Genomic DNA, 16,319 nt, shown 5'->3' with positions numbered 1-16,319 from the left:
CTGCATTCGCCGCGAGGGCGCGGCGCCCACGAGATGTGCGGTGGGGCTTGGCTTCTTCGTGGGAGCCCCGCCCTCGGAGCGAAGCGTTTAGCTCCGTACGCATATCAATATTCAACCTGCAGCTCGGCGCTGCGCGGTTCGGCCTGGCAGGCCAGCGCCCAGCCCTGGCGCACCTCGCTTTCGCTCAGCACCTGGTTGCTGCGCATGCTCACGCTGCCCTCCACCACCCGGCATTTGCAGGCGGCGCAGACACCCGAGCGGCAGGCGCTCGGCGGTTGCAGGCCGGCCTGTTCCATCGCCTCCAGCAGCACCTCGCCACGCGGTACGTCCAGTTCGTGACGGCGACCGTCGAGCGCGACCCGCAGGCGACTGTGGCGACCGCCCGTCTCACGGCCCGCCTCGCCACGCGGCGCCGCCGCCCCAAAACGCTCCAGATGGATGCGCGCCGCCACCAACCCCAGCTCGCCCAGCGCCACGCTGGCGCCATCCATGAACGGCTGCGGGCCGCAGACAAAGGCCTCGGCAAGCGGCCAACCGGCCAGCTTCGCGGCGATGGCCGCAGCATTCGGCACACCCTGCTCGGCATCGAGCCAGATGCGCAGTTGCAGACGCTCGGGGTAACGCGCAGACCACTCGGCCAGCTCCTCGGCAAAGATCAGCGAGGCGGCATCGCGGCTGGCGTAGAACAGGAACACCCGCCCGCTGCCCTCGACCAGCGCCGCCTGCAGGATCGCCATCAACGGCGTGATGCCGCTGCCGGCACCGAGCAGCAGCAGATCGCCCTCCAGGCTGCGCGGCACGAACACCCCGGACGGCGGCAGCGCCTCGATGCAGTCGCCCGCCTGCAGATTGTCCAGCAGCCAGTTCGACGCGCGCCCGCCGGGCACCCGCTTGATAGTGATGCGCAGCGCGCCATCCGCCTGCGGCCGCTGCGACAGCGAGTAGCAGCGCAGCAGCGCCGGCTCGGCACCGGGCACCTTGAGCGTGAGGAACTGCCCCGGCTGCGTGGTAAAGCGTGCGCGCTGGGCGGCCGGCACCTGCAGGGTGAACGAACAGCTGTCGGCGGTTTCAGCCTGGCGTGAGGCGATGCGCAGGCGGGTGAATTCCCCCTCGACCGGCGACGGCGACGGCGACGACGCGAGTGAAGTCGCTACCGGCGCCGAGGTCGAAGGTGCAGTCGAAGCCGGTCCCGACTTCGGTACGCCACGCAGCATCGGCCATACCGCCTTGCGGCGGAACAGCAGCACATAGCCGACATGCAGGCCGATCAGCCACAGCCCCAGGTTGGCGAAGAACTCGTGCACCTCTTCGGCGTCGCCCATCCAGCCGACGAATTCGATGTCGCTGGCGGCGCCGAAGACATCCGGCCCCACGCCCGGCAGGGCGGCCAGCACATCACCGTTGTCGACCATACCCAGGCCGACCACGCTGGCAATGGCGAAACTGCCCAGCGCGCCGACCGTCAGCCACTTGCCGACGCTCGACAGGCCCGGCTTGCTCCGCTGGCCCTTCGGCGGCAGCAACTGCGGGAAGCCGCGCAGGCGCAGCGGCACGATCAGCAGGCGCCACATCAACAGCGCCACCAGGCCATAGCCCAGCCAGATATGCAGCGTCTCGGCGTCGTCACCGCTGAGGTAGGTGCCAAGAAAGAAACCGGCCAGCAGCCAGTGGAACAGACGGAAACGATTGAAAGCAGCCACGACGGCGATCCTCTTTGAATGGATGCCGCCTTTGTATTCCTGCGAGCTGAAACGAAACTGAACGGCACCGACCGCTGCGCTTCAGCTTGGCGTAAGGTAGCGCGCCTAGGCTGCGCTCATTCCCAACCGGAGAGCGCACCATGAAAGCCCGCTGGATCATCCTCCTGTCCTGCTGCCTGAGCCTGCCGGCCCTGGCCAAAACCGAACACCCACTGCTGGCCGGCTACGCCGCACAGGCGCGTCAGGAGAATCCGAACTTCACCAGCTTCTCCGCCGAGCGCGGCAAGGCACTGTACTTCGCCGAGGAGCAGCGCAACGGCAAGACCATGAGCTGCACCACCTGCCACACCGCCGACCCGCGTCAGCCCGGCAAGACGCCGGCGCACCGCAAGGTCGATCCGCTGGCGCCGGCAGCCAACCCCGAGCGCTTCACCGACCTGAAGAAGGTCGAGAAATGGTTCCGCCGCAACTGCGACGACGTCTACGCCCGTGAATGCACCGCGCAGGAAAAGGGTGACTTCATCAGCTGGATCGACAGCATCAAGTAAGGAGCCCGCCATGAAGATTGCACCCCTCGCTGCCGTCGCCGGGCTGGGCCTGACCCTGGTATTGGCCGGCCTCAGCTTCGCCGATGACGACAACCATCACGAGCGCAAGGGCTACAAGCGGCCCAAGCGCCTGTCGGTACCGAGCGACGCACCGCTGGTGTGGAAGGAAGAATGCGCGGCCTGCCACATGCTCTATTCTCCCGGCCTGCTGCCTGCGGATGCCTGGCGCGAGCAGATGCGCACCCTGGGCGATCACTACGGCAGCAACGCGTCGCTGGACCCGGTGCAGGAAAAGGAAATCCTCGACTTCCTGGTTCGCGCCTCGGCCGCCAACCGCCTGCCGGTGGAGCCGTCACCGACCGCCGGCGAGCCGCCACGCATCAGCCAGACCCGCTGGTTCGAGCACAAGCACGACGAGGTCAGCGAAGCCAAGTTCGCCCGCGAGTCGGTCGGCGGCCGCTTCAACTGTGTGGCCTGCCATCGCGACGCGGAAAAAGGCGACTTCGACGAGGACCGGGTGAAGATTCCGCGCTGAGGCAAAAATAGCCGGAACATTTCGCCAACCGTTGCGTTATATCCCTGCGGCAACCCGATCGGCAGCACATGGGCACCGGTAAAAGCCGAGGCGCTGACAACGCCGGCAGGTTTTAGCGGTGCCCTCTGCGGTCAGCCCAGACGAGCGCTTAATGAACGACAGCGAACAGGACCTCATCCAGCAGGCCGCGCGTGGTGATCGCCAGGCGTTCGGCACGCTGGTGCGCGTCCATCAGGCGCGGGTCTTCCACTTCCTCCGTCGCCTGCTCGGCAGCGCCGACGAGGCCGCGGACCTGACTCAGGAAACGTTCATCCGCGCCTTCCAGGCGCTGCCCAGATGGCGTCCGGAGGCACGCTTGCAGACCTGGTTGCTGCAGATCGCGCGCAATGCCGCGCTGGATACGCTGCGCCAGCGGCAGCGCTACGTCGACGTGGCGCCGGAGAAACTGGCCGAGCCGGTCGATCCGGCGCCGTCGCCGCTGAGCCGGCTGCAGACCGGGCGCGACTTGGCGTTGCTGGAACGGCTGCTGGCCCGTCTGCCCCACGAACAGCGCGAGATCCTGCTGCTGCGTGAGGTAGAAGGGCTGGCCTACAACGAACTGGCCGCCACGCTGCAGCTCAATGCCGGCACCGTCAAGTCGCGCCTGGCACGCGCCCGCGAGGCGCTGCTGCACGGCTATCGCCAGGCCAACGGAGGCACCCTCGATGACTGAGCATCTGGACATGGCGAGCCTGTCCGCCTATCTCGACAACGAACTCGACGCCGCCAAACAGCGCCACGCCGACGCCCACCTGGCGGTTTGTCCGCAGTGTCGCGCCACCCTGGCCGAACTCGACGGGCTCGGCCAGGGCTTGCGTGCGCTGGTCTGCCCGGAATTGCCGGCCGGGTTGCAGGCGCGCCTGCAGCGGCCCTTCGCGCCGCCGCCCGCGCGCAGCTGCTGGTGGGCCCGGCACTGGGCGCAGGGTATCGGCGCCGCGGCGTCAGTCCTGCTCGGCCTGCTGCTCGGCTATGCCCTGCCCGGCCAGCCGCCGGGCAGCTCACCCAGCCACGACCTGCTCGCCGTCCTCGGCAGCGCCCCACCCGGCGCGCTCTGCGCGCGCCCCGAACTCTGCTACCTAAAGGTAAACCTGAAATGAGCAACACCACCCTGCGCAACGCCCTGGTCCTGTCCGTGCTGGTCAACGTCGGCGTGCTCGCCGGCCTCGCCTGGCAGAAACTCAGTCACGACGGCCTGCCGATGCCCTCCGGCGCACCGACCGAGCTGTCGCGCGAGCTGCAACTGAGCGCCAGCCAGCTGCAGCGCTGGCACGATGCCGAGGCGCCGTTCCTGGCCTACCTGCGCGCCTCCAACGCCAGCCTCGGCGAACACCGCAACCGGCTGATCGAGGCGATCTTCGCCGAACAGGTGGACCGCACGGTGATCGACGCCGAGCAGGCGAAGATCGCCGAACTGCAGAACGAACAGCAGCGCCTGCTCATCGACCAGCTGCTTCAGGAGCGCGAAGTCCTCGAACCGCAGCAGCGCGCGCGGCTCGCCCAGGTGCTCACGCAGCAGTCGCTCGGCGCCGACAGCATCGAGCAACTGCACCGCAAATGACGGATTGCACGACGCGATGGAACAAATCCGTCGCGCCTGCGTTAGAACATCAGGAACCGCACTTCGCCGGCTCGCTCAACGGAGTTCTATCGATGATCCGCAAACCCCACGCTCTCGCCCTCGCCATCATCCTCGCCGGCACCCTCGGCCACGCCAGCACCAGCCTCGCCGCCACCAGCCATGACCACGGCCACGGCCACGGCGCGACGGCGCTGCAACTCGATGCCGGCAAGCGCTGGGCCACCGATGCGCCGCTGCGCCAGGCGATCGGCACCATCAACGACGACATGCGCCAGGCGCTACCGGCGATCCACGAGGATCGGCTGCCCGCCGCCCGCTACGGCGAACTGGCCGAGACGGTGCGCGGCCAGGTCGCCTACATGGTGGAGAACTGCAAGCTGAGCGCCGAGGCCGACGCACAGTTGCACCTGATCATCGCTCAGCTGCTCGCCGGCGCCGACGCCATGAGCGGCGCCCCGGCTGACCAGCGCGACGGCGCAGTGACCGTGGTCGGCGCGCTGGGCGACTACGCCACCTACTTCGCCGACGACAGCTTCAAGCCGCTGGAACACTGATCGGCCGCCCCGCTCAGCCCTTGTCCGGCCGCGCCGGCGTAGCCGCTTTCACCGCGAGCGGCACGTCGGCGGCCACCGCGTCCGACTCGCCCTCGCCGCTGCGATCTCCGCTGGTATTGGCCAGCAGGCTGGCGGTGGCGGTCTGCAGGTAGGCGTGCAGCTGGCGCAGCAGCTGCGGCTGATCCTGGCTATCGTTCACGCGCATCGCCGAGCTGCACGGAGCGCCATCGAGCTGGCGGACTCACCGCTCTGCGGGTTCCAGGTCGCCGTGCACCTGCCGCGACACCCAGCCACACGCGCAACACTCGTCCGCTTAAGGTTCGCTTAAGCCAGGCGCCCTAGAGTGCAGACATTCCCCTACATGGAGTACGTGAAATGTCTGCATCGAACCCACTGGCACGCTACGGTCGCCTGAGCATCACCCTGCACTGGCTGATGCTGCTGTTGATCGCGGCGGTGTACGCGACCATCGAACTCAAAGGCAATTTCGCCAAGGGCAGCGAACCACGCGAACTGCTCAAGCACTGGCATTTCATGCTGGGTCTGACGATCTTCGCACTGGTCTGGCTGCGCCTGATTGCACGCTGGCTGCATCCGGCGCCGAAGGCGGCCGCCGGGGCCAGCTGGGAACGCGCGCTGGCCAAGCTGATGCACCTGGCGCTGTACGGCCTGATGATTGGCCTGCCGCTGCTCGGCTGGCTGACCCTGAGCGCGGCGGACAAGCCGATTCCCTTCTTCGGCCTTGAGCTGCCGGCGCTGATCGGCGCCAACAAGGCGCTGGCCGGCGAGTTCAAGGAGCTGCATGAAACGCTGGCAGTCGCCGGTTACTGGCTGATCGGTCTGCATGCGGCAGCGGCGCTGTTCCATCAGTACGTGCGCCGCGACGGTACCCTGCAACGGATGCTGCCGCGCCAGCGTCAGGCCTGAAGCGCTTCACTCGCCGCAGCGAAACCCTGTTGTAGAAATTCGGCACCACCCAGCCAGAGCTGGGGATGTCTTGCACAGGCCGTTATGCGCTGACGCAACCCACATTGACTACGGCGGCGCAGATCGTACGGCGTCTGTTGTCGCCGTCATGGACGGGTCTCCGCGACGGAAGGGACCCGGCGTCTGCTGCACTGTCGCTGCTTTCAGCGCATCAGGTTCGTCGCCCAGGCGAAACGGCTTCGGGGGGCCGTCGTCGATACGCCGCTTGGTCACGTGCGCTTCTGCCTGGGTTTCGACAGCCGTCCGTTCAGCCATACCCAGTAACGCCCCTGCAGCCAATAGCGCTGCCAGCACCCGATAGATCAGCGAAGCCAGGTCGAAACCCAGCAGCGAACCTCCATCCAGCCACAAGGAGCCGAGCCGCCCCGCAGTCAGCGCCAGCATGATAATCACCAGCATGACCAACGCCGTTCTGGCACGCTCCGCCCCCCCCATCGCCCACAGCAGAAACAGGCCCAAACCCAGCTGCAAACCGCCGTAATAGACGCGCATATGACTGATCGATGCACTTTCCATCAGCAACATGCCGTTGAGATTGGCCATTTCGTATGGCCACAACCAATAGGCGAGGCTGAACCCGAACATGGCCATAGCCTGGGCGATTAGCACAAAACGGGCAAAGCGCATCGAAAACTCCCTGGATAGCGGTTCGCAGCACATGGTTCATCCGACCGATAAGGACCTGTTTTGGTTCGTCCGGACTCGGCCCTCGCCGGCTGTCAGCTGCGACATTCGCTCACAGACTGGCACTTGGGTCGCGCCCGACTTGGGGGTATCGTGTGCCCACTCTGTAGGAGGTATTCCCATGCGTCGCTTACTGCTTGTCACCACCCTGCTCGCCGGCTTTGCCCAGGCAGCCGAACCCATTGCCATCGATGTGCACCGCGATGCCAACTGCGGCTGCTGCAAGGACTGGATCAAGCATCTCGAAGACAACGGGTTCGCCGTCACCGACCACGTCGAAACCAACATGGCATCGGTCAAGGCCAGGCTTGGCGTGCCGCATCGACTTGGGTCCTGCCACACCGGTGTCATCGATGGCAAATTTGTCGAAGGCCACGTTCCGGCTGCGGACATTTTCAAGCTGCGCGAGCAGCCCGATCTGATCGGTGCGGCGGTTCCCGGCATGCCGATGGGTTCGCCCGGTATGGAAATGGGTGATCGCAAGGATGCCTACAAGGTGATTGGCTTGAGCAGGCAGGGCAAGGAATCGGTACTCAGCACCTACCCCGGCAACTGAGCCATATGTTCCGAGCGGGACCGAACCAGGCCCGCTCAGCTTAACGGTCTGACTAAACGGGTTGGCCAGCAGGCAAAACACTTGTTATAACGTAACTCTTCTTTCCGGAGAGCTGCCATGAGTCGTCTTCTGCCTGCCTTGTCCCTTGCCCTGCTGCCCAGTTTCGTCGCTGCCGACGACCACGCCCACAGTCACTCGCACACAAGCCTCGGCGCCCATGAGCACGGCGTCGCCGAGCTGAACGTGGTGCTGGATGGCACAACACTGGAGATCGAACTCCACAGCCCGGCAATGAATCTGCTGGGTTTCGAGCACCCTCCCACCAGTGAAGACGACCATCGCCGAATCGCCGCCGCACGACAGCAACTGGAGCAGGCCGACACGCTGTTCGGGCTGACAGCGGCGGCTGACTGCAGACTCGGCAGTAGCCATCTCGAAAGCCCGCTGTTCAACCAGCACGCGCACGACGAACATCACAGCGATATCCAGGCCCACTATCACTACACCTGCGACACACCCGACGCCTTGAGCCGACTGGACCTTGTCGGCCTGTTCCGGGCTTTTCCGGGAACCGAGAAAATCCAGCTGCGCTTCATCGGTCCGAACGGTCAGAACGGCGCCAACCTGCGACCGGGACAGACGGCATTCACCTTCTGAAACGAAGCCGTCTGTTTGCTGCAAAGCCAAGCCAGTACACTCCAGGCTCGCTCGTGATGACCTTTTCCCGATGACCACACTGCTCGAACTTGATGAAATCGGCTTCGCCTGGCCTGACCAGGCAGAGCTGCTGGACATCCCCGCCTTCGCGCTGGAACGCAACCAGAGCCTGTTCCTCAAAGGCCCTTCCGGTAGCGGCAAAACCACCCTGCTGGGGCTGATTGGCGGCGTGCATAAAGCCCAGCGCGGCAGCGTTCGGCTGCTGGGCCAGGAGCTGGGAACACTCTCGGCCGGCGCGCGGGACCGCTTCCGGGTCGATCACAGCGGCTATATCTTCCAGCAGTTCAATCTGCTGCCCTTTCTCTCGGTACGCGAGAACGTCAGCCTGCCCTGCCGTTTCTCTCGCTTGCGCAGCAAACGGGCATGCCAGCGGCACGGCAGCGTCTCGCATGCCGCCACCCAGTTACTGGAGCATCTCGGGCTTGCCGCCAGCCTGCATGAGCGGCGCGCCGACACCCTGTCCATCGGCCAGCAACAGCGTGTTGCTGCGGCCCGCGCGCTGATTGGTCAGCCGGAACTGGTGATCGCCGACGAACCCACCTCGGCACTGGACGCCGACAGCCGCGAAGCCTTCCTGCAGCTGCTGTTCGCCGAATGCCGCGCGGCCGGATCGAGCCTGCTGTTCGTCAGCCATGACCAGAGCCTGGCCCCCCTGTTCGACCGCAACCTGTCGCTGGCCGAGCTCAACCGCGCCGCGCACCCTGCGGAGGCATGACGATGTTCCTGTTGCGCCTGGCACTGGCGAGCCTGAACAACCGCCGTTTCACTGCCGTACTCACGGTGTTCGCCATCGCACTGTCGGTGTGCCTGTTACTGGCCGTCGAGCGGGTGCGCAGCGAAACCCGCGCCAGCTTTGCCAGCACTATCAGCGGCACCGATCTGATCGTCGGCGCTCGCTCCGGCTCGGTGAACCTGCTGCTTTATTCGGTGTTCCGCATCGGCAACGCCACCAACAACATCCGCTGGGAAAGCTTCGAACATTTTGCCAATCACCCGCGCACAAGCTGGGCAATTCCCATTTCCCTGGGCGACTCCCATCGAGGCTACCGGGTGATGGGCACCAGCCAGGCCTATTTCGAGCACTATCGCTACGGCCGCAAACAGGCCTTGCGACTGGCCGAAGGGCGACCTTTTGGCGAAGATATTTTCGAGGTGGTGCTGGGCACCGAAGTAGCCAAGGCACTGAATTACACACTGGATGATCAGCTGGTACTGGCCCACGGGGTCGCCACGGTCAGTCTGGTACGGCATGACGACAAACCTTTTCGCGTCACGGGCATCCTGCAACGCACCGGCACTCCGGTCGACCGCACATTGCATATCAGCCTGGCCGGCATGGAAGCGCTGCATATCGACTGGCAACAAGGCATGCCGGCACGCGGCGCAGCGCGTATCGATGCCGAGCAGGCACGTCAGCTGGACTTGCAGCCGAAACAGATCACGGCCTTTCTGCTCGGCCTGGACAGCCGCATCGCCACCTTCACACTGCAACGCGAGATCAATCAGCATGCTGGCGAGCCACTGCTGGCGGTGCTGCCCGGGGTGGCCCTGCAGGAGCTCTGGAGCCTGATGGGGACGGCCGAAAAGGCGCTTTTCGTGGTCTCGCTGTTCGTCGTCTTCACCGGGCTGATCGGCATGCTCACCGCGATCCTCACCAGCCTCGCCGAACGACGCCGGGAAATGGCCATTTTGCGCTCGGTTGGCGCCCGCCCCTGGCATATTGCCGGGCTGCTGGTAGCCGAGGCCTTCTGCCTGGCGCTGGCTGGCGTGCTGTTCGGCCTGTTGCTTCTTTATCTGGCCATTGCGGTCGCCCAGTCGCCCATGCAAAGCCATTACGGACTCTACCTGCCGCTGGCCTGGCCCAGCACCTATGAATGGTCGTTGCTGGGCGGCATCCTGCTGGCCGGCCTGCTGATGGGTGCGGTACCGGCCTGGCGCGCATACCGTCAGTCCCTGGCCGACGGCCTGTCGATCCGCTCATGAGAAAAGCCATGCCGCACCTGTTGCTTGCCGCACTCTTGGCCCTTGTCGCGCCGCTTGCCTCAGCCGAGGTTCGCGAACTGCAGTGGTCGGACCTGATCCCGCAAGGCGCCCCGCCGCCACCGCCACCCGTTGCGCTGCATGACCTCTCGCAACTGGCTGATGTGCTGGCTGCCGAGAGCGGGCCGGTCGCGCCCCAGCAATCCCCGGCGGAACCGGTGGTCGAAGCGCTGGACGGCATCCGCGCCAGGCTGCCGGGTTATATCGTGCCACTGGAAATCAGCGAAGAAGGACGGGTAACGGAGTTCTTGCTGGTGCCCTACTTCGGCGCGTGCATTCATGTGCCACCACCACCGTCGAACCAGATCGTGCATGCCACCAGCGAACTGGGGGTGAAAATGGATGCGCTCTATCAGCCGTTCTGGATCGAGGGGCCGCTCAGGGTCGAGCACGCCAGCAGCGAACTGGCCGAAGCCGGCTACCGCATGGATGCCCAGAAAATCAGGGTCTACGAGCTGGAATAAGCGGAGTCGGCCCTATACGTAGAGGTGGACCATACCCACGAACATGGACGGCACTCCCGCACGGTTTCCTTCACGGGCATGGCCCGTTACCACGAAAGCGGATACGTGTAGCCCCGAGAAGGCCCGCTCAGTTGGCGCTGGCGATCTGCCGCTCGCGCTGGAAGCTCAACTCGCCCTCGGCCCACTCGCGCCAGGCGCGCACCTTGCCTCGTTCGGCGCCCGCACGTTCAGCCTGCTGCAAGGCATCCAGTCCGGCCTGCCAGTGGGCCTGTTCAAGCTCCAATTGCGCAACATTCAACCAGAACTTGGCGCCGCCAGACTGCTCGGCCAGCTCACGGTAGATACGCGCCGCAGGCGCTCGCTCGCGGGCCTGCCACCAGAGCATGCCGAGCCGCTCACGGCGTGTCGCGTTGTTCGCCAGCAGGCCCGCGTCCAGCATGCCCTGGAGCAGTTTCGCACCCTGCCAGGGCTGGTCCGCCGCACTGGCCAGCAGCACCAGATTGTCCAGCTCCGATTCGCTGAAGCGCAAACCCTTGGCATGCGCAGTGCGCAGGGTAGCCAGGGCCTTGTCTTCCGCGCCTGCCAGTTGCTGCAGCCCGGCAAGCTGACGCCAGCCCCTGGCCTCGTTGGGATGACGCACCAGCAGGCGCCGCTGCCAGCGCTCCGCTGCTTCATAGCGCTTCAGTTCGGCATTGACCGCCACCAGAAACTGCAGCCAGGTATCGGCGGCAGTCGGATTGGCCTGCACGTACCGCTCGGCGAGCGGCAGCGCCTTGGCGTGCTGCCCCAGCCCCTGGTAAGCCTGCACCAACATCTGCAGGACTTCTTCACTGGCCTGGGCAGACGACGAACCCAGCAGGCTGACGACCTTGGCATAGCGACCCTGCAACAGGTTCAGCCGGGCCAGGTTCAGGCGCTCACCTGCCACCAAGCCCTCGTCCAGCTTGCCGCTGGCGACAGCCTTCTCCAGCAATTCCAGCGCCTGCCTGTCGTTACCTTCTGCCCAGGCGAGGTAAGCCTGGCTACGCCATAACAGCGCCTGTTCAAGACTGTCAGGCTTTGCCTCGGCCTGATCCAGGGCTTTGCGTGCCGTGCTGTAGTCGCCCTTTTCCTGGGCAGTCTGAGCACGCTCCAACGCTCTGAACACGGCCGGATCGATACTTTGTGCGGCCTGCGTGTTGGCCATGAACAACAGTGAAATCAACAGCAGGAAACGTGGCATGTCAGCGTTCTCCTTGCAGGCGGAAGTGCAGGGTCTTGACCGCTTCGCGGGAGACTGCGACGCCATTTTCGGTACGCGGTGCAAAACGCCAGCGCGCAGCGGCACGGCGCGCTTCACGGTCGAATATGTTGCGTGGGGAGGCTTCAAGTACGCGGATGTTCTCCACCCGCCCTGCCGGATTGATGGTGAAGGCGAGCTTGATATGCCCCTCGATGCCCTGCTGACGCGCACGGTAGGGATATTCCGGGCGCACATCGTTGAGCGGCATCACTTCATGCTCAGGCCCGCCCGGCTGACTGGCGGCTGGTCCTGCGCTTGCCGGCGGCGCAGCGGCGGCGGGCGGTGCGGCGCCCGCCGTGAGGCCGGCGAGGCTCGGCGAAGGCGCTGCTGCAATGGAGAGGCCGGTATCGATACTCGGCAAATCCAGATCCAGTCTGGGCAGATTGGCATCCGGCGTTGCCATGCTCTGGGTCGGCGTCGGCTGCTGCGGCGTTTTCGGCTGCGGGGGCTGCGGCGCCTGCTGTCGGGAACGGGTTGCGCTCTGCTCGTCACGCCCATCCATGCGGACGAAATTGGCGATGGGTACCCGCTCGTCTTCGACCTGGCTGCGGGGCGGGCTGACCATGCTCAACATCAGCGCGAACAGCAGCAGCGCCACGATACAAGCGATGACAAAGGACAGCCCCAGGCGAGCCAGCGCCGGACGCATCAGCCCTCTCCCGTACTGGCCGCCAGCGCCACATCACGCACACCGGCCTGACGCGCCTGGTCCATGACCTGTACCACCAGCCCGGTACGCGCATCCTTATCAGCCTGCACCACCACCGCACCATCCGGTTGATCGACCCGCATGCGCTCGACATGGGCGCGCACGCTGCGCACATCGATTGCCTGCTTATCGATCCAGACCTGGCCATCGGCGGTGACCGCAATAAAGATGTTGCCCTTGTCCTGGGTGCTGGCCGTATCGGCCTGGGGACGCTGCACCTCGACACCCGACTCGCTGATGAAGGAGCTGGTGACGATGAAGAAGATCAACATGATGAAGACCACATCGAGCATCGGCGTCAGATCGATGCCGGTATCTTCTTCCTGCTGGTAATGATGGCGGCGCATACGCATCCGGTATTCCTCAATCGTGACGCAGCTGGTCGGCCAGCCGGTCGAGCGCCAGGCGGGCAATGCGCTCAAGGCGCGCCTGACTGAACAGTCCTGTGATGGCCAGCACCATGCCGGCCATGGTCGGCAGAGTCGCCTGCCAGACGCCGGCGGCCATGCCGCGCGGGTTGCCGGTGCCACTGAGGGCCAGCACATCGAATACCGCGATCATGCCGCTGACAGTGCCCAGCAGGCCCAGCAGCGGATACAGCGCCACCATGGTCTTGCCCAGCCGCAAGGGGCCGGACAGCTGCTGCTGCGCCTGCGCCAGCCAGGAGCCTCGCACGGCGCGCTGCCAGTTGCCGGGCTCGTCACTCAGCTGGCTCCAGGCCTGCCGGCGCGATTCTACCCAGCGCGGGAATACGCGGCGGATAAACCAGATGCGCTCGAACACCAGCGTCCAGTAGAGCACGCAGAGCCCCGCCAGCGCCCACATCACCACGCCCCCTGAGGTCATGAAGTCGAGCAGTGCAAAAGCACTGTCGACCAGACGCAACCAGAGTGCGTGGGTATCAATCACGACGCGGCGCTCCGGACAGATGCAGGGCAATCAGCCCGGCACTCTGCTGCTCCAGCAGTTGCACCAGCGCCTTGCTGCGACTGGCCAGCAGGCTGTGCAGGAACAGTAATGGGATCGCCACCACCAGCCCCAGCACGGTCGTCACCAGCGCCTGGGAAATCCCATCGGCCATCAACCGCGAATCTCCACCACCACCCTGGGTGATGGCCTGAAAGGTGACGATCATGCCAGTCACCGTACCCAGCAGGCCGAGCAGCGGTGCCACCGCGCTGAGCAGTTTAAGCAGCGGCAAGCCACGCTCCAGCGGGGGCGTTTCCTGCAGGATCGCCTCGTCGAGCTTAAGCTCAAGGGTTTCCAGATCAGACAGCTGCGGTTTCGGCCCAAGCACACCGATAATCCGCCCCAGCGGGTTGTCGGCGTGCGGATCGCTCAGGTCGCGCATCTGACGGCCAACGGCCCGCGACACCCCGGCCAGCCAGACCATGCGCCAGATCGCCAGGCACAGTCCGAGAAACCCAAGCGCCACGATCACCCAGCCAACCACTCCGCCCTGCTGCAGGCGAGCCCAGAAATCGGGCTGCAACTGCAATTGCGCCAGCAACGTTCCGCGACTGGGGTCCACAGGCAAACTGGCCAGTGCATCGCTGCTGCTCAGATAGTCATCAACCAGCCCCATGCCGGATGGCTGGCGCGGCAGTGCCAGCAGTTCACCGGCACTGGCGTCGTAGCGCAGAAAGGCATCGGGGCTGAACGCGGAGAAGCTCCCCACCCGCAGAACCGGCAGTACACTGCGCTGCCCATCCACCCCTACCACCGGCAGTTCGACACGCTCGACCCGGCCACTGGCTGCCAGGTCTTCAAGCAGAGTCATCCAGAAGCCATCAAGATCATCCGCCGAAGGCAGGGCCCGGCTTTCCGCCAGTGCCTTCAGACGCTGCATGCGCTCGGGGTACTGCATGTTGAGCAGACTGTCCTGCCACTGCCCGCCAATATCCCCGGCGCTCTGGCGTACCACACCAAACAGCTCACCCAGATGCCCCACCCGCTGTGCCAGCAACTGCTCCTGTTCGGCCAGCTCGGCTTCCTGACGATCAAACTCGGCCTTGAGCCGTTCGGCTTCAGCCTTCTGCTCATTCAGCGCAGCCTGCGCACGAGCGAGCAGTTGCGCCTGCTCGCTGCGGTCACGGATGAAGGCCTGCTCACGCGCCTGCATGGCCTCGACTTCGGCGGCGCGCTCGCTGCGAATGCGCTGCAGCAGTTGATCGGGCGTCAGTGGTTCGGCCGCCTGGGCCAGGGTCGGCAACAGACCGGCGAAAATCATTACGAGCAGACGGCTCATTGCGTAGCCTCCCTGGCCAGGGTCTTCACGGGAAGCACTAGATAATCCGGCGCCTGCTGCTGACGAGCGATCGCAATGGCCTGGGTGATGGGCCGGCGCGCACCGCCGTCAAGCACCTCCCAGCTGCCGCTTTGCGGGTTCCACCAACCACTCTCATGCGCATCGAGGGTCTGGTAATAGAGCATCACCCGCCCCAGACGCAGAAATTCGACGCTGCGTGTGCCGCCGTCTACAGGCAGCTCGCCGCGCCAGGCTTCCAGCGTGCGACCGTAGTCGCTCTCGATCTGGTAAGCCTCAAGGATGCGCCGGTATTTCTCCGCCAGGCTGACATCGGCACGGGATAACAGATCCTGCAACTGCACCAGGCGGTCAGCCCGCTCGTCCGGCAGGAACGGCAGGTCAGCGGTGATGAATTCACCCAGCACCTCGACCATCTGCACCATCTGCGGCGTCACCGCCTCCTGGGTACGCTCGATGCTGTCGAGCTGACGCTGAAAGCTTTCGAGCTCCTTGCGTTGCGCCGCTGTGAGTTCGACCAGCTGCCTGTTGTAGGCCTTCAATGCCTCGGCCTGCTGCAGTGCATTGCGATAGTCGTTGAGCATCTGCCGCGTGGCGTCGTCGAGTTGCTCGATTCGCGCTTGCGAGGCCTTGGCTTCGGCGGCCAGACGCTGACTCTCCTCCAGCGCCGCATCCAGCGGGGCAGCATGCAGCTGCACACAGCACGGCAACAAGGCGACCGCCAGAAGGCAGGGTATAAGAGCTTGCATTGATTGGGGGTCCTTGCAGACGAAGGTCAAACTCGAAAGAGAAACATTATCATCTAGGTAAGCAAGCGAAGGCAACCCGGACAATAGGTCGCAGCCCCGGCAAAGCGGAACCTTTTATTGAGCTGGATCAAAAACGAGGCGCCGTCGCGCCCTACCATGGCGCCAACTCGCAACAGAACCATGTCTCGATGGAGTTCCATTATGCGCAAGACCCTGTTTACCGCTTCCGTGCTGGCCGTAGCGCTCGCCACTCCCTTTGCTCAGGCCCATCAGGCTGGGGACATTATCGTTCGCGCTGGTGCGATCACTGTTGATCCGCGTGAAGATAGCGGTAATGTGAAAATTGGTGGCGCAGCCCAAGCAGGCACCGCTGCCACACTGGATAGCGACACCCAGCTGGGACTGAATTTCGCTTACATGTTGACCGACAAAGTCGGTATCGAGCTGTTGGCGGCCACTCCTTTCAGTCACGATGTGGGCACCAAAGGCCTGGGCGGACTCAACCTCGGCGAGCTCAAGCATCTGCCACCGACCCTGAGCGTGGTCTACTACCCACTGGACAGCAAGTCGGCCTTCAAGCCCTATGTTGGCGCCGGCATCAACTACACTTGGTTCTTCGATGATGAACTGTCCAGTGAAGCAGAAGCCGCCGGCTTCCGTGGTTTGGACATGAAAGACTCTTGGGGCTTGGCCTTCCAGGTTGGCGCCGACTATATGCTGACTGACAAGCTGATGGTCAACGCTCAGGTTCGCTATATCGATATCGAAACTACCGGCACGACACATGCAGGAACAACCAAGGTCAAAGTCGATGTAGACGTCGACCCGATGGTCTACATGGTCGGCCTCGGCTACAAATTCTGACGAAACCGGCAATCGCCGAATCGCAGACAAGACAAAGGCGCCCTCG

The 16,319-nt window shown here is 64.8% G+C and carries 22 protein-coding genes; 13 read left to right on the top strand and 9 right to left on the bottom strand.

Annotated features, from left to right (window positions below; translation table 11 throughout):
- Positions 1-104: 104 nt before the first annotated feature.
- Complete coding sequence (locus tag NAV32_RS12490) at positions 105-1,700, bottom strand: 2Fe-2S iron-sulfur cluster-binding protein (RefSeq protein WP_256053127.1); 1,596 nt, start codon at positions 1,698-1,700, stop codon at positions 105-107.
- 140 nt (positions 1,701-1,840) lie between these two features.
- On the opposite strand from NAV32_RS12490, the gene NAV32_RS12485 reads away from it, so the two are divergent.
- The 6 genes from NAV32_RS12485 to NAV32_RS12460 all read left to right on the top strand — a co-directional run bounded on the left by NAV32_RS12485 (position 1,841) and on the right by NAV32_RS12460 (position 4,955).
- A complete protein-coding gene (locus NAV32_RS12485) occupies positions 1,841-2,248 on the top strand; it encodes a DUF1924 domain-containing protein (RefSeq protein ID WP_103455118.1) in 408 nt (135 codons plus the stop codon).
- A gap of 10 nt (positions 2,249-2,258) precedes the next feature.
- Positions 2,259-2,783: a diheme cytochrome c gene (locus NAV32_RS12480; RefSeq protein ID WP_256053126.1), complete on the top strand. Its 525-nt coding sequence runs from the start codon at positions 2,259-2,261 to the stop codon at positions 2,781-2,783.
- Positions 2,784-2,934: 151 nt separating this feature from the next.
- Complete coding sequence (locus NAV32_RS12475; RefSeq protein ID WP_014821483.1) at positions 2,935-3,495, top strand: RNA polymerase sigma factor; 561 nt, start codon at positions 2,935-2,937, stop codon at positions 3,493-3,495.
- Positions 3,488-3,919, top strand: coding sequence for an anti-sigma factor family protein (locus tag NAV32_RS12470; protein WP_256053125.1), 432 nt, complete (start codon positions 3,488-3,490; stop codon positions 3,917-3,919). The genes NAV32_RS12475 and NAV32_RS12470 overlap by 8 nt, the downstream gene beginning before the upstream one ends.
- Entirely contained in the window at positions 3,916-4,380 is a 465-nt protein-coding gene (locus tag NAV32_RS12465; protein WP_256053124.1) for a periplasmic heavy metal sensor, read from the top strand. Before NAV32_RS12470 ends, NAV32_RS12465 begins: the two co-directional genes overlap by 4 nt.
- Before the next feature lie 92 nt (positions 4,381-4,472).
- The gene (locus NAV32_RS12460) at positions 4,473-4,955 is read left to right on the top strand and encodes a hypothetical protein (RefSeq protein WP_256053123.1); all 483 of its coding nucleotides are present in this window, start codon (positions 4,473-4,475) and stop codon (positions 4,953-4,955) included.
- Positions 4,956-4,968: 13 nt separating this feature from the next.
- Here the strand turns inward: NAV32_RS12460 and NAV32_RS12455 are convergent, their stop codons facing one another.
- Positions 4,969-5,160: a hypothetical protein gene (locus tag NAV32_RS12455; protein ID WP_256053122.1), complete on the bottom strand. Its 192-nt coding sequence runs from the start codon at positions 5,158-5,160 to the stop codon at positions 4,969-4,971.
- A gap of 170 nt (positions 5,161-5,330) precedes the next feature.
- Between NAV32_RS12455 and NAV32_RS12450 the strand changes: the two genes are divergently transcribed.
- Positions 5,331-5,882, top strand: coding sequence for a cytochrome b (locus NAV32_RS12450; protein ID WP_256053121.1), 552 nt, complete (start codon positions 5,331-5,333; stop codon positions 5,880-5,882).
- Between the two features lie 108 nt (positions 5,883-5,990).
- Here the strand turns inward: NAV32_RS12450 and NAV32_RS12445 are convergent, their stop codons facing one another.
- On the bottom strand, positions 5,991-6,569 hold the full coding sequence (locus NAV32_RS12445; protein ID WP_256053120.1) for a DUF4345 family protein: 579 nt from the start codon (positions 6,567-6,569) through the stop codon (positions 5,991-5,993).
- A gap of 178 nt (positions 6,570-6,747) precedes the next feature.
- On the opposite strand from NAV32_RS12445, the gene NAV32_RS12440 reads away from it, so the two are divergent.
- From NAV32_RS12440 to NAV32_RS12420, 5 genes are all read left to right on the top strand, one after another.
- Positions 6,748-7,182 (top strand): DUF411 domain-containing protein, encoded by a 435-nt coding sequence (locus NAV32_RS12440; RefSeq protein ID WP_065983049.1) that lies wholly within the window; start codon positions 6,748-6,750, stop codon positions 7,180-7,182.
- Between the two features lie 117 nt (positions 7,183-7,299).
- On the top strand, positions 7,300-7,839 hold the full coding sequence (locus NAV32_RS12435; RefSeq protein WP_256053118.1) for a DUF2796 domain-containing protein: 540 nt from the start codon (positions 7,300-7,302) through the stop codon (positions 7,837-7,839).
- 70 nt (positions 7,840-7,909) lie between these two features.
- Positions 7,910-8,614, top strand: coding sequence for an ABC transporter ATP-binding protein (locus NAV32_RS12430; RefSeq protein WP_256053117.1), 705 nt, complete (start codon positions 7,910-7,912; stop codon positions 8,612-8,614).
- Positions 8,615-8,616: 2 nt separating this feature from the next.
- A complete protein-coding gene (locus tag NAV32_RS12425; protein ID WP_256053116.1) occupies positions 8,617-9,882 on the top strand; it encodes an ABC transporter permease in 1,266 nt (421 codons plus the stop codon).
- An 8-nt stretch (positions 9,883-9,890) separates the two neighbouring features.
- Positions 9,891-10,403 (top strand): DUF3299 domain-containing protein, encoded by a 513-nt coding sequence (locus tag NAV32_RS12420; RefSeq protein WP_256053115.1) that lies wholly within the window; start codon positions 9,891-9,893, stop codon positions 10,401-10,403.
- Between the two features lie 127 nt (positions 10,404-10,530).
- Here the strand turns inward: NAV32_RS12420 and NAV32_RS12415 are convergent, their stop codons facing one another.
- Genes NAV32_RS12415 through NAV32_RS12390 form a run of 6 tightly spaced genes read right to left on the bottom strand, consistent with a single transcriptional unit; the run spans position 10,531 to position 15,409 of the window.
- On the bottom strand, positions 10,531-11,625 hold the full coding sequence (locus NAV32_RS12415) for a tetratricopeptide repeat protein (RefSeq protein WP_256053114.1): 1,095 nt from the start codon (positions 11,623-11,625) through the stop codon (positions 10,531-10,533).
- A 1-nt stretch (position 11,626) separates the two neighbouring features.
- Positions 11,627-12,334, bottom strand: coding sequence for an energy transducer TonB (locus NAV32_RS12410; protein WP_256053113.1), 708 nt, complete (start codon positions 12,332-12,334; stop codon positions 11,627-11,629).
- A complete protein-coding gene (locus tag NAV32_RS12405; protein ID WP_256053112.1) occupies positions 12,334-12,747 on the bottom strand; it encodes an ExbD/TolR family protein in 414 nt (137 codons plus the stop codon). Before NAV32_RS12405 ends, NAV32_RS12410 begins: the two co-directional genes overlap by 1 nt.
- 10 nt (positions 12,748-12,757) lie before the next feature.
- Positions 12,758-13,240 (bottom strand): MotA/TolQ/ExbB proton channel family protein, encoded by a 483-nt coding sequence (locus tag NAV32_RS12400; protein WP_256053174.1) that lies wholly within the window; start codon positions 13,238-13,240, stop codon positions 12,758-12,760.
- A gap of 55 nt (positions 13,241-13,295) precedes the next feature.
- The gene (locus NAV32_RS12395) at positions 13,296-14,642 is read right to left on the bottom strand and encodes a MotA/TolQ/ExbB proton channel family protein (RefSeq protein ID WP_256053111.1); all 1,347 of its coding nucleotides are present in this window, start codon (positions 14,640-14,642) and stop codon (positions 13,296-13,298) included.
- Positions 14,639-15,409, bottom strand: a complete 771-nt coding sequence (locus NAV32_RS12390) for a DUF3450 domain-containing protein (RefSeq protein WP_256053110.1) — start codon at positions 15,407-15,409, stop codon at positions 14,639-14,641. Before NAV32_RS12390 ends, NAV32_RS12395 begins: the two co-directional genes overlap by 4 nt.
- 201 nt (positions 15,410-15,610) lie before the next feature.
- Here NAV32_RS12390 and NAV32_RS12385 point away from each other — a divergent pair, with 201 nt between their 5' ends.
- The gene (locus NAV32_RS12385; protein ID WP_256053109.1) at positions 15,611-16,273 is read left to right on the top strand and encodes an OmpW family outer membrane protein; all 663 of its coding nucleotides are present in this window, start codon (positions 15,611-15,613) and stop codon (positions 16,271-16,273) included.
- The last annotated feature ends 46 nt before the right edge of the window (positions 16,274-16,319 follow it).

The organism is Stutzerimonas stutzeri (genome assembly GCF_024448695.1).
Lineage (GTDB): Bacteria > Pseudomonadota > Gammaproteobacteria > Pseudomonadales > Pseudomonadaceae > Stutzerimonas > Stutzerimonas stutzeri_T.
This window is presented reverse-complemented; position numbering and strand designations above follow the sequence as displayed.

Coding starts and splice junctions, on each gene's coding strand:
- NAV32_RS12485 (WP_103455118.1), top strand. CDS start 1,841: ATGAAAGCCCGCTGGATCATCCTCCTGTCCTGCTGCCTGAGCCTGCCG.
- NAV32_RS12480 (WP_256053126.1), top strand. CDS start 2,259: ATGAAGATTGCACCCCTCGCTGCCGTCGCCGGGCTGGGCCTGACCCTG.
- NAV32_RS12475 (WP_014821483.1), top strand. CDS start 2,935: ATGAACGACAGCGAACAGGACCTCATCCAGCAGGCCGCGCGTGGTGAT.
- NAV32_RS12470 (WP_256053125.1), top strand. CDS start 3,488: ATGACTGAGCATCTGGACATGGCGAGCCTGTCCGCCTATCTCGACAAC.
- NAV32_RS12465 (WP_256053124.1), top strand. CDS start 3,916: ATGAGCAACACCACCCTGCGCAACGCCCTGGTCCTGTCCGTGCTGGTC.
- NAV32_RS12460 (WP_256053123.1), top strand. CDS start 4,473: ATGATCCGCAAACCCCACGCTCTCGCCCTCGCCATCATCCTCGCCGGC.
- NAV32_RS12455 (WP_256053122.1), bottom strand. CDS start 5,160: ATGCGCGTGAACGATAGCCAGGATCAGCCGCAGCTGCTGCGCCAGCTG.
- NAV32_RS12450 (WP_256053121.1), top strand. CDS start 5,331: ATGTCTGCATCGAACCCACTGGCACGCTACGGTCGCCTGAGCATCACC.
- NAV32_RS12445 (WP_256053120.1), bottom strand. CDS start 6,569: ATGCGCTTTGCCCGTTTTGTGCTAATCGCCCAGGCTATGGCCATGTTC.
- NAV32_RS12440 (WP_065983049.1), top strand. CDS start 6,748: ATGCGTCGCTTACTGCTTGTCACCACCCTGCTCGCCGGCTTTGCCCAG.
- NAV32_RS12435 (WP_256053118.1), top strand. CDS start 7,300: ATGAGTCGTCTTCTGCCTGCCTTGTCCCTTGCCCTGCTGCCCAGTTTC.
- NAV32_RS12430 (WP_256053117.1), top strand. CDS start 7,910: ATGACCACACTGCTCGAACTTGATGAAATCGGCTTCGCCTGGCCTGAC.
- NAV32_RS12425 (WP_256053116.1), top strand. CDS start 8,617: ATGTTCCTGTTGCGCCTGGCACTGGCGAGCCTGAACAACCGCCGTTTC.
- NAV32_RS12420 (WP_256053115.1), top strand. CDS start 9,891: ATGCCGCACCTGTTGCTTGCCGCACTCTTGGCCCTTGTCGCGCCGCTT.
- NAV32_RS12415 (WP_256053114.1), bottom strand. CDS start 11,625: ATGCCACGTTTCCTGCTGTTGATTTCACTGTTGTTCATGGCCAACACG.
- NAV32_RS12410 (WP_256053113.1), bottom strand. CDS start 12,334: ATGCGTCCGGCGCTGGCTCGCCTGGGGCTGTCCTTTGTCATCGCTTGT.
- NAV32_RS12405 (WP_256053112.1), bottom strand. CDS start 12,747: ATGCGTATGCGCCGCCATCATTACCAGCAGGAAGAAGATACCGGCATC.
- NAV32_RS12400 (WP_256053174.1), bottom strand. CDS start 13,240: ATGACCTCAGGGGGCGTGGTGATGTGGGCGCTGGCGGGGCTCTGCGTG.
- NAV32_RS12395 (WP_256053111.1), bottom strand. CDS start 14,642: ATGAGCCGTCTGCTCGTAATGATTTTCGCCGGTCTGTTGCCGACCCTG.
- NAV32_RS12390 (WP_256053110.1), bottom strand. CDS start 15,409: ATGCAAGCTCTTATACCCTGCCTTCTGGCGGTCGCCTTGTTGCCGTGC.
- NAV32_RS12385 (WP_256053109.1), top strand. CDS start 15,611: ATGCGCAAGACCCTGTTTACCGCTTCCGTGCTGGCCGTAGCGCTCGCC.